At 73.5% G+C, this 11,118-nt stretch carries 7 protein-coding genes and 2 pseudogenes; 4 read left to right on the forward strand and 5 right to left on the reverse strand.

The window, feature by feature from the left end; translation table 11 throughout:
- Both FREUN1FDRAFT_RS44625 and FREUN1FDRAFT_RS35570 read right to left on the reverse strand, forming a co-directional pair.
- A pseudogene (locus FREUN1FDRAFT_RS44625) lies at positions 1-193 on the reverse strand (hypothetical protein); the annotation flags it as partial.
- A 104-nt stretch (positions 194-297) separates the two neighbouring features.
- On the reverse strand, positions 298-2,007 hold the full coding sequence (locus FREUN1FDRAFT_RS35570) for an FAD-binding oxidoreductase (RefSeq protein ID WP_006545237.1): 1,710 nt from the start codon (positions 2,005-2,007) through the stop codon (positions 298-300).
- A 153-nt stretch (positions 2,008-2,160) separates the two neighbouring features.
- On the opposite strand from FREUN1FDRAFT_RS35570, the gene FREUN1FDRAFT_RS35575 reads away from it, so the two are divergent.
- Both FREUN1FDRAFT_RS35575 and FREUN1FDRAFT_RS35580 read left to right on the forward strand, forming a co-directional pair.
- A complete protein-coding gene (locus tag FREUN1FDRAFT_RS35575; protein ID WP_006545238.1) occupies positions 2,161-3,012 on the forward strand; it encodes a TetR/AcrR family transcriptional regulator in 852 nt (283 codons plus the stop codon).
- On the forward strand, positions 3,009-4,649 hold the full coding sequence (locus FREUN1FDRAFT_RS35580; protein WP_006545239.1) for a glycerol-3-phosphate dehydrogenase/oxidase: 1,641 nt from the start codon (positions 3,009-3,011) through the stop codon (positions 4,647-4,649). Before FREUN1FDRAFT_RS35575 ends, FREUN1FDRAFT_RS35580 begins: the two co-directional genes overlap by 4 nt.
- Before the next feature lie 39 nt (positions 4,650-4,688).
- Here FREUN1FDRAFT_RS35580 and FREUN1FDRAFT_RS35585 read toward each other — a convergent pair.
- Both FREUN1FDRAFT_RS35585 and FREUN1FDRAFT_RS35590 read right to left on the reverse strand, forming a co-directional pair.
- Positions 4,689-5,921: pseudogene (locus FREUN1FDRAFT_RS35585) on the reverse strand (acyl-CoA dehydrogenase family protein).
- 24 nt (positions 5,922-5,945) lie between these two features.
- Positions 5,946-7,118 carry an acyl-CoA dehydrogenase family protein gene (locus tag FREUN1FDRAFT_RS35590; RefSeq protein ID WP_006545241.1) on the reverse strand — a complete coding sequence of 391 codons (1,173 nt, stop codon included), beginning with the start codon at positions 7,116-7,118 and terminating at the stop codon, positions 5,946-5,948.
- Between the two features lie 660 nt (positions 7,119-7,778).
- Between FREUN1FDRAFT_RS35590 and FREUN1FDRAFT_RS35595 the strand changes: the two genes are divergently transcribed.
- Both FREUN1FDRAFT_RS35595 and FREUN1FDRAFT_RS45580 read left to right on the forward strand, forming a co-directional pair.
- Positions 7,779-9,572 (forward strand): glycerol-3-phosphate dehydrogenase/oxidase, encoded by a 1,794-nt coding sequence (locus FREUN1FDRAFT_RS35595; RefSeq protein ID WP_006545242.1) that lies wholly within the window; start codon positions 7,779-7,781, stop codon positions 9,570-9,572.
- Between the two features lie 114 nt (positions 9,573-9,686).
- Positions 9,687-9,830, forward strand: a complete 144-nt coding sequence (locus FREUN1FDRAFT_RS45580; RefSeq protein ID WP_006545243.1) for a GPGG-motif small membrane protein — start codon at positions 9,687-9,689, stop codon at positions 9,828-9,830.
- 44 nt (positions 9,831-9,874) lie between these two features.
- On the opposite strand, the gene FREUN1FDRAFT_RS35600 is transcribed toward FREUN1FDRAFT_RS45580, so the two are convergent.
- Positions 9,875-11,118 (reverse strand): NAD(P)/FAD-dependent oxidoreductase (locus tag FREUN1FDRAFT_RS35600; protein WP_006545244.1); only part of this gene is annotated, 1,244 nt, incomplete at its 5' end.

Here is an 11,118-nt window from a genome sequence, read left to right on the forward strand (position 1 = left end):
CGACCGGCCGGGCGCCGGCCGCGGCGCGGCCACGTCTGCCGGGGGCGGTGGCTGTGGCCGCCTGCCGGGCCGCCGCGTTCCTGGCCCGGGTGGGTGCGGCCTTGCGGTAGGCGATCAGGAGCGCGGTCAGCACCAGGCCGACCACCACGGAGATCAGCAGCAGCGCCACAATGACGGCGGCGAATGTCCTCACCCGGCCTATGTACCCCTGGTACCAGGATGCTTACTCCCCGGCGGCGAAGGTCGGCACCGAGGAGTAACCAGCACTCGCGGCGCCACTCGGCGTGCGGCGCGGCGCTACCCGGCCTGCGGCGGAAGCAGAATGCCCGGGTTGAGGATGCCGGCCGGGTCCAGCGCGGCCTTCACCGCGCGCAGCACCGTGACGCCCACGTCCCCGATCTCGGCCCGCACCCAGGGGCGGTGCTCCGTCCCGACCGCGTGGTGATGAGTGATCGTCCCGCCGTTCGCCATGATCGCATCTCCGGCTGCGTGCTTCGCCCGGCTCCAGCGGGAGATCGGGTCGGGTCCCTGAGCGCAGACGATCGTGAAGTACAGCGATGCTCCAGCCGGGTAGACGTGCGAGACATGGCACAGCACGACGGCCGGTGACCCGTCGGACTCGATGGCGTCCGTCACCGCCCTGCTCACGGCCGCGTACAGGCGCGCCACGTCCCGCCAGTAGGCCGCGGTCTCCAACGTCTCGGCGAGGATGCCCTCGTCGAGCAGCGCATCGCGCAGGTAGGGCGCGTGGAAGCGCCCGGCGAGCCAGTCCTGCCCGACTCCCTCGCCCAGCGGCAGGCCGCCCGCGGCGGCGATCACCGCTCCGACGGCGGTGGCCCGCTCGGTCACGTCCGCGTCGCCCCCCTCGTAGCCGGTCAGCAGGTAGCAGCCAGCGATCACGGGCAGCGAGGTGGGGGTCATCGCCGACGTCGCCGGGACGGTCACGTCCGTCCCGGCGGTGACGGCGTTGGCCAGGCCGGCGGCGGTCTCCACCTCGTCGGAGAGCCGGCAGACCGTGGGCAGCAGGTCCCGTTGGGCCAGCTCGCGCAGCAGATCCAGCCCGGCGGCCAGGTTCGCCACTCGCCAGCCCTCGAACCGGCGGCGCCGCGGCAGTGGCCGCACCCGGACCGTGACCTCGGTGATCACCCCGAAGGCCCCTTCGGAACCCAGCGCGAGCTGGCGCAGATCGGGCCCGGCGGCCGAGGCGGGCACCCGCCCCGGCTCCCAGGTACCCACCGGGGTCGCCACCCGAAGACCGGTGACGAGCTGGTCGAACCGGCCATAGCCGGCCGAGGCCTGGCCGCTGGAGCGGGTCGCGGCGAAGCCGCCGATCGTCGCGTACTCCCAGGACTGGGGGACATGCCCGAGGGTGAGCCCGTGCTCGGCCAGCAGCGCCTCCGCGGCCGGCCCACGCAGCCCCGCGCCCAGCACCGCCGTGCCCGACACGGGATCGACCTCGCGCACGCTGTCGAGACGTCGCAGGTCAAGAGCCACGACACCGATGTGGGCATCCGCCGGAACATCGGCCGGCGACGTCCCGGTCGGTGTGCTCGGCACCAGCCCGCCGACGACGGACGTCCCACCGCCGAACGGGACGACGATCACCCGGTGGTGGGAACAGATCCGCAGCACGGCCAGGACCTGGGCGTGATCGGCGGGGACGACCGCGACATCCGGCGCGTCCGAGGCGTCGCCGGCACGTAGCCGCAGCAGGTCGACGGTGGAGCGCCCCCGGCAGTGGCGCACCCGTGCCTCGCGGTCCTCCAGCACGTGGTCGGCGCCCACGACGGCACGCAGTTCGATCAGCACCTCGACCGGGAGCCGCACCGGGGCGAGGGCGACGTCCGCGAGGTCCACCGGCGGGCTCGGGCGCCCCGCGATGCCGAGTGCGGCGAGCAGATCGCGGACGGCGGCGGGCAGCGGATGGTGCTCCTGGGCCGCCCCCCAGCCCCACCAGACCGGATCGCCGCCCGGCGCGTCGCTGTGCTCCCCCGACTCGGACGTCATCTCAGCTCCCGTGCCCGCTCGTCCGCTCTGCCTGGATCGAGACGGCGCCCTCGATACACTGTGACACCTGACGGCACAGTGTCACATACGATCGCTTCGGGAGCACCCTCAACACGGCAGGCCGGCACAGCGGCGGGGGGAGGAACAGGACCGATGAACAGACCGACCCACCCACACGCCGGCGCCGCCGCACCTGCCGCCACCCAGCGCCCCGCCGCCCCGCACGACGCGGCTCCGCAGGCGACAACGCCAACGCCGCAGGCCACAACCTCGCAGGCCACAACCTCGAACACCGCGGCATCGAACACCGCGGCCTCGCGCACCGCGACGTCAGCCGTTCCCGACGATGTCGTCCTCGACGCCGCGGCGGCGTTGTTGATGACCATCGGGGTGCGCCGGACGACCCTCGCCGAGGTCGCCCGGCAGGCCGGCGTCAGCCGGATGACGCTCTACCGCCGCTGGCCCGACCTGCGCTCGCTGGTCCGTGACGTGATGAGCCGTGAATGGGCTCGGATCGTGGTGCCGGGGGCGATGGCGGCCGGTGACGGCAAGGCCGGCACCGATCCGGCCGCGACGCGCGCCGAGCTGGTGCGTTCCCTGGTCGCGACCGCGCAGGCCTTCCAGGCCAATCCGCTGTTCCTGCGGATCTGTGCGACGGACGGCGAGCTGCTGGCGCCCTACATCCTGGAACGGCTGGGCACGACCCAGCTGCTCGTGCTCGACCTCCTCCGCGAGCGCCTCGCCGCGGCGCGGGCGGTCGGCGCCGTGCGGGCCGGCGACCCGGCGGCCCAGGCGCGGATGGTGCTGTTGGCGACGCAGTCGTACGTTCTCTCCGCGGGCGCGCTGGGCGACGAGGTGTCCAGGGATGCCCTGGCGCAAGAGCTGTACCTGATGTTGGACGGATATCTGGCACCACCGGAAGGTCCTCCTCCGGTCGTCGAGGGCCCCCCGCCAGGCGGGAGCCGGCCGGCCGAGCATCGCGAGCACCCTGGAGCGCACACATGACCGGTCACCTCGAACGCGCGTCGCTGACCGCCGAGCGCCGCACCCGCGAGCTGGCCGAGCTGGCGGGCGGTGAGGTCGTCGACCTCCTCGTCGTCGGCGGCGGCGTGACCGGCGTCGGGGTGGCGCTCGACGCGGCTTCGCGAGGGCTGTCCGTCGCCCTGGTCGAGGCCCGTGATCTCGCTTTCGGCACGAGCCGATGGAGTTCGAAGCTGGTGCACGGCGGGCTGCGCTATCTCGCCTCCGGCGATCTGCGCCTGGCGCGGGAGAGCGCGGCCGAGCGCGAGATCCTGATGCGCCGCACCGCGCCGCACCTGGTGCATCCGCTGCCGATCGTGCTGCCGCTCACCCCGGACGTCCCGGCCACCTCGGCGCTGGTCACCCGCGCGGGCCTGGGCTTCGGTGATCTGCTGCGCCGTGGCGTCCGGACGCCGAGCACGGTGCTTCCGCCGCCGCGGCGGCTGTCCGCGGTCGAGACGCTGGGCATGGTCCCCGGTCTGCGCGAGGCGGGGCTTCGCGGTGGGCTTCTCTACTGGGACGGACAGCTCGTCGACGACGCCCGGCTGGTCGTCACGATCGCCCGGACGGCGGCGGCGTTCGGCGCCCGGATCCTCACCCGCGTCCGGGTCCTCGCGGTGCGGCACGACGCGGGCACGGGCCCGGACGCAGGCACGGGAACGGGCACCGGCACGGGAACGGACGTGTACTCCGGCGGTGGCCTCGGGCCCGCCCCGATCACCGTCCAGGCGCTCGACACCCTGACCGGGCGGCACTGCCGGCTACGGGCCCGTGCCGTGGTGAACGCGACCGGGGTCTGGGCGCCGGGCCTCGCGCCGGAGATCCGGCTGCGGCCCAGCCGAGGGACCCACCTGGTGCTGCCCGCGGCGGTCTTCGGCGGCACCCCCACCGCGCTGTCGGTGCCGATTCCCGGCGAGCGCAACCGGTACGCACTGGTCCTGCCGCAGGGTGACGGCCGGGTGTACGTGGGTCTGACCGACGTTCCGACCGACGAGGTCACCGAGCAGCCCGTGCCGGACCACCAGGAGATCACCCAGCTGCTGAACGTGGTCTCCGGGGTTCTGGCCACCCCGGTGGATCGTGCCGACCTGCTGGGGGTGTTCGCCGGCCTGCGGCCGCTGCTGGACGGACCGGACGGGCGCACGGCAGACCTGTCCCGCCGGCACACCGTCCACGTCGGGTCCAACCGGGTGATCACCATCGTCGGCGGCAAGCTGACGACTTACCGGAGGATGGCCGAGGACGCGGTGGACGCCGCGGTCGCCCAGGCCAGCCTGGACGCCGGCCCCTGCCGGACGGGCCGGCTCCCGCTGGTGGGCGCGGCCTCCCGCCGCACGCTCGCCACCGTGCCGGCCCCGCGCCGGCTGGTCGCCCGCTACGGCACCCAGGCGCCGGCCGTGCTGGAACTGGCCCGGCACGACCCGCGGCTGCTCGAGCCGGTCACCGCCGGGGTGGACGTCACCCGCGCCGAGCTGGTCTTCGCCGTGCTCCACGAGGGCGCCCTCGACGAGGGTGACCTGCTCGATCGGCGGACCCGCATCGGGCTCGTGCCCGCCGATCGGGCGGCCGCGCTCGACGCGGCCAGGGACGCCCTGTCCTACCGCGCCGCCCACACCCTCTGAGCCGCCCGTGGTCAGGTCAGCGTGGTCAGGCCAGCGTGGTCAGACCACCGTGTCGACGGTCAGCGCCGCGACGCGCTCAAGGTGCGCCGTCGGGTCGCCGAACGCCCCGTACAGCCGGCGCGCCCGCTTGTAGAAGAAGTGCGCGTCGTGCTCTCAGGTGTAGCCGATGCCGCCATGGAACTGGATCATCGTGCTGGTCGCGTCGCGCGCCGCCTGGCTCGCCTTCGCCTTCGCCACGGCGACCGCCAGCAGCAGATCGGGCAGCTCCGCGTCGATCGCGTACGCGGCGTACATCACCGCGTGCTCGGCCATCGTCACGGCGACGTGCAGATCCGCGAGCTGGTGCTTGAGCGCCTGGAACGAGCCGACGGCCCGCCCGAACTGGATCCGTTCCTGGTCGTAGCGCACGGTCCTGGTGAGCGCCTCACGGGCGATCCCGGCGAGGTCGGCCGCGGTGAGCACCGCGCCGCGGCGGAGGAGATCGTCGAGTACCGCGGTCGACGACCCGGGCAGCCGGCGCGCCCGCACCCCGTCCAGAGCCAGGGTGGCGAGCCGGGTGGTCCCGTCGTAGCTGGTCAGCCGCGTGACAGTCACCCCGGGTGCCCCCGGGTCAACCAGGTAGAGGCCGACATCGGACCCGCCGTCAGACCCGGCGCCGGCACCGGCCGAGGCGGACGTGGCCGCCACCCGCCCCGGCTCGGTCGCGGCGACGACGACCAGGCCCGCCACCGTGAGGTACTCGACCGGCGACGCGGTGCCGGTGAGCAGGCCGACCTCCGCACCGGCCTCGACGCCTGCCTCGGCACCGGTGCCGGCGGACGGCGCGGACTCCCCGGCCGGGACGCTGGCCGTCACCGCGACGCCGTCGGCGTCATAGCCCCGGCCCGCCCCGCGCAGGGCGACCGTCGCCACCAGTTCGCCTGAGGCGAGGCGCGGCAGCAGCTCGGCGCGTTGCGCGTCCGAACCGGCCAGCCGGACGGCCTCCGCCGCCAGCACCGTCGGCAGCCACGGGCCGGGCGCGACACCGGCGCCGAGCGCCCTGGCCACCACCTGGGCGTCGAGGATGCCGAGCCCGAGCCCGTCGAAGCTCTCGGGAACGCAGACGGCGAGCCATCCCTGCTCCCCGACCGCCTTCCACAGCTCCGGCGGGTGCCCGTCACCGGCGGCATCCTCGAAGACCGCCCGGACGGCGGTCAGGCCGAAGCGGTCCGCCAGGAAGTCTCGGACGGTGTCGCCCAGCGCTCGTTGCTCGTCAGTAAGCGCGAAGAACACTTCAGTGATCCTTCCGGAACGGGCTCAACGGGGCAGGCCGAGCACCCGCTCGGCGACGATGTTGCGCTGCACCTGGGACGAACCACCCCAGATCGTCACGGACCTGCTCCAGAAGCCCTCGGCCTGCAGTGCGGTCACGTCGAGGTCCGCCAGCGGCGCGTCGATGGCCACATCCGAACCGAGCAGGTCGTCGAAGGTCTCGAACAGGTCCTGGTACGTCTCGGACCACTGCAGCTTCGTCATCGACGACTCGGAGCCGAGATCGACGCCCTGCTCCACCTTGGTCAGGACGTCCATGGCGTGGTAGCGCAGGCACTCCAGCTCGACCATCCGCCGGCCGAGCTCCTGGCGCAGCACCGGATCCCTGTCCCGCCCGAGCGCCCGGGCGGCCCGCACGATCTCGTCGTAGGAACGCCGGAAGGACGTGTACTGCAGAATCCCGGACGCTCCCCGCTCGAAGGAGAGCAGCAGCATCGCGGTGGCCCAACCGTTGCCGAGGCCGCCCAGGCACTCGGTGGCGGGCACGCGGGCGTTGGTGAAGAACACCTCGCCGAACTCGGTCGCTCCGCTCATCTGGCGCAGCGGCCTGACCTCGACGCCCTCCTGGTGCATGTCGATGAGCAGCATCGACAGGCCGCGGTGGCGCTGGCTGCCGGGCTCCGTGCGCACCAGGGTGAAGATCCGGTCGCCGTGGCTGGCGTTCGTCGTCCAGACCTTCTGACCGTTGACGACGATCTCGGGGCCGTCGGCCACCCCGGCCGTGCGCAGCGAGGCCAGGTCGGAGCCGGCGTCCGGCTCGGAGAAGCCCTGGCACCAGATGACCTCGCTGCGCAGCAGCGGCCGGATGATCTCGCGCTTCTGCTCGTCCGTCCCGATCGCCATGATGGTCGGCGCGAGGAACGCGAGGCCGAGCGCGTTGACGGTCGACGGTGCCCGGGCGCTCGCCGTCTCCTCGTCGTAGATCGCCTTCATGCCGGGGGTTCCGCCGCGGCCGCCGTACTCTGTCGGCCAGTCGATGCCGGCGAACCCGGCGTCGAACTTGCGCTGCTCCCAGTCACGGCGCATCTCGAAGCCCTCGTCCTCGGGCACACCCGCCCAGAAGCCGGGACGGCTCCACTCGGCGGGAATGTTGTCCGCGAGCCAGCCGCGGAGATCCGCGCGGAACTCCTCCTCCTTGGCACTGAAGGTCAGGTCCATGCCGCCGCCTCCTCCGGGTCGCGCGGTACCGGGCCGTCCCGGGAGGGTTTACCCCGACGGCGCACGACTAGATCGGTAACGATTCGCGCCCAAGCATCCCCCATCGGGGGCCCCCGCGCGCCGTCCGCGAGATCATCCGCGCGATACGACCAATCCGGTGGTCGCGAAGCCCTGACCGGACGGCGGTGCCCTCGGATGCACGGGCTTCACCGCGCCCCGGCACGGACGGATGCACGCCAGGCAGGTCCTGTGAGCCCTGTAGGCCCTGTAGGGCAGGCCACATTTCACATATTCATCACTTATCGGAACTCTCGGGCAGGGACCCGCTGGGCATCATGGAGACGGACAACCTGACGTGACAGGCGGCAACCGGGCAGGTACCCGATCTCCACCTGATGTTCACCGCAGCGTGAGCGGTGTGCACCAACTGCCGGCACGATGGGTGGGTGCCCGCCCGCCGCCGCCCGGTCCGCGTTCCCGCGCGTGAGCATCGCCCAACCGCCGGCCGGGCAGGCACCGACAGAGCACGCGCCAGCAGAGCACACACCGACGCCAGCAGAGCACACACCGACAGGACACCCGCAGACACACCAGGAACCAGGGCACCACGAAGCAAAGACCAGGGCACCTGAGGCACGGTCGAAGGGGGATCAACAAACGATGACCGGTACCGCACGCCTCGACCCGGCGAACCGGGCAGCAGCGCTGCGGCGGATGCGCGCCGAGCCGGTGGACGTCGTCGTGATCGGTGGCGGTGTCACCGGGGCCGGGGTGGCGCTCGACGCCGCCACCCGCGGCCTGTCAGTCGCGCTGCTGGAGGCCAGGGACCTCGCCGCCGGGACGTCCAGCCGGTCCAGCAAGCTGATCCACGGCGGGCTGCGCTACCTGGAGCAGCTCAACGGCGCGCTCGTCCGCGAGGCGCTGCGGGAGCGCTCGCTGCTGCTGGAGACCCTGGCGCCGCACCTCGTCCGGGCAGTTCCCTTCCTGCTCCCGCTGACCCACCACGGGTGGGAACGCGCCTACATCGGCAGCGGTGTCCTGCTCTACGACACCCTGGGGCAGGGACTGGGCCGCATCGCCCCCCGAACGGGCGGGGACGCCGGTGCCCCCCGCAGCGGTGGCGTCCCCCTGCACCGGCACCTGACCCGCAAGGCCGCGCTGCGCGAGTTCCCCTCGCTGCGACCGGACGCGCTGGTCGGCGCCATCCAGTACTGGGACGGCCAGGTCGACGACGCCCGGCACACGATGTTCGTCGCCCGCACCGCGGCCCGGTACGGCGCGCTGGTCGCCACCAGCGCCCAGGTCACCGGGCTGGTCCGGGAGGGCGAGCGGGTGGCCGGCGTCCGGGTGCGGGACCTGGAGAACGGTGTCGACCTCGAGGTGCGCGCCGCCACGACGATCAACGCGACCGGCGTGTGGACGGACGACGTCCAGGCGATGGTCGGTGGCCGTGCGCGGCTGTCGGTCCGGGCTTCCAAGGGCGTGCACATCGTGGTGCCGCGCGACCGCGTCCACGGCTCCACCGGGCTCATCCTGCGCACCGAGAAGAGTGTGCTCTTCGTGATCCCGTGGCGGAGCCACTGGATCATCGGCACCACCGACACCGACTGGAACCTCGACCTCGCCCATCCCTCGGCCACCAGCGCGGACATCACCTACCTGCTGGACACCGTGAACCGGGTGCTGCGCACGCCACTGACGACCGACGACATCATCGGCGTCTACGCGGGTCTACGGCCGCTGCTCGCCGGCGAGTCCGACGAGACGGCCCAGCTGTCGCGGGAGCACGCCGTGGTCAGCCCGGTTCCGGGCCTGACGATGGTCGCCGGCGGCAAGTACACGACCTACCGGGTGATGGCCGCGGATGCCGTCGACGCGGCGGTCGCGGGCCTGAACCACACCGTCGCGCCATCGTGCACGGAACGGATCCCGCTGCTCGGCGCGGACGGCTACCCGGCGCTGTGGAACGCCCGGGAACGGCTCGCCCGCACGGTCGGGCTGCACGTCGCCCGGGTGGAGCACCTGCTGCACCGGTACGGCACCCTCGTCGAGGAGGTGCTGGAGCTGATCGCGGCCCGGACCGAGCTCGGGCAGCCGCTGCCCGGGGCACCGTCCTACCTCGCCGCGGAGGCCGTCTACGCCGCGTCGCACGAGGGCGCGCTGCACCTGGAGGACGTCCTGACCCGGCGGACCCGCATCTCGATCGAGACCGCCGACCGCGGGCTGGAAGCCGCTCCGTTCGTGGCGGAGCTCATCGCGCCGGTGCTCGGCTGGAACACCGAGACGACGACGCGGGAGATCGAGCTCTACCGGGCGCGGGTCGCCGCCGAGCTCGAGTCCCAGCGCCAGCCCGACGACGAGACCGCCGACGCCGCCCGGCTGGACGCCCCAGAGCCCCGCCCGATCGTCCGCCGCGACCTGCGGGAGGGCCACGGCGCCGCCGCTCCCGCCTGACCGGACGCTCACCCGCGGCGACGACTCGTTCCCGGTCCGGCACCGGGTCCGGTCTGAGACCGATTCGACCAGGACCCGGGGTTTTGCCGCTGTTTGTTTTGGAAGAAGACGACTATGGAATTCATCCTTTGGCTGATCGCCGTGGTCCTCGTCGTCGGCGGCATCGTCTCCCTAGTCCGGGGCGCAATCCTTTATGGAATTGCGCTTATCGTGGTCGGTCTCCTCGTCGGTCCCGGCGGGGTCTCGGTGTTCACCTGATTTCCGGCGTGGGCGACCGCGGTGGCCGCGGAGCCACCGGCCGGTCAGAGCCCGTAGGACTCCAGGAGGCGGAGCCAGACCTCGCTCACCGTCGGGAAGGACGGCACCGCGTGCCACAGGTCCTCCAGCGTGACGGCCCCGACGATGGCGATGGTCGCGCCGTGCACGAGCTCCTGCGTGTCATGGCCGACGAACGTGGCGCCGACCAGCACCCGCCGGGCGACATCCACCACGAGCTGGCAGGTGCCGACGGCGTCCGTTCCCCGCACGGACGAACCGGCCACCGACCCGGTCGGGACGGCCACCGCCCGCACGTCGAGGCCGGCGGCACGTGCGGCCTGCTCGGTCAGCCCGACCGCGCTGACCTGCGGGTCGGTGAAGGTCACGCGGGGGATCACGGCAGGATCGGCCCGGTCCGCGGCCGGCCGGCCCGCCGGATCGACCCGGCCGCTGATGACGTCGGCCGCGACCCGTGCCTGGTACTTGCCCATGTGGGTGAGCAGCGCGCGCCCGTTCACGTCACCCGTGGCGTAGAGCCAGCCCCCCGCGACACCCCGGACCCGCAGCTGCTCGTCGACTTCGACGAAACCGCGCGGCGCGGTGGACAGGCCCACCGCCTCGAGACCGAGGTCGGCCGTGGCCGGCGTGCGGCCGACGGCGACCAGCAGCTCATCCGCCACGATCTGGCGGGGGTCGCCGGTCTCGTCCAGCCCCACCACGACCGGCCCGCGGTCGGACCCCTGCGTGGGCCGGTCCCTCCGGACCGCGACCACCCGGCGGCCCGTGTGCACGACGATGCCCTCCTCCTCGAAGGCCGCGCGCACCTCGTCGCCCGCGAACGGCTCCTCGTGCGCCAGCAGTCGCGGGCCGCCCTCGACGACGGTCACCTCCTCGCTGCCGAGCCGGCGGAACGCCTGTGCCAGCTCGGAGCCGACCGCGCCACCGCCGAGCACGGCCAGACGGCGGGGCACCGCCCGCGCACCGGTCGCCGTGCGGTTGTCCCACGGCTCGGCCTCGGCCAGGCCCGGGATCGGCGGCATCGTCGCCCTCGTCCCCGTCGCCAGCACGACCGCGCGGTTGGCGCGCAGCGTCCGTTCGGCGCCGTCGGCCGCGCGGACCACGACGGTGCGCTCACCGGCCAGCCGGCCGACCCCCCGCACGACCGCCACGCCCCGGTCACGCAGCCACGGCAGCTGGCCCTCGTCGGAGTAGCCTCCGACCATCTCGTCCCGCCGGGCGAACGCCGCGGCCGCGTCAACCCGGCCGGCTGCGCCAGCCGCACCGGCGG

This window comes from Parafrankia sp. EUN1f, assembly GCF_000177675.1.
GTDB lineage: Bacteria > Actinomycetota > Actinomycetes > Frankiales > Frankiaceae > Parafrankia.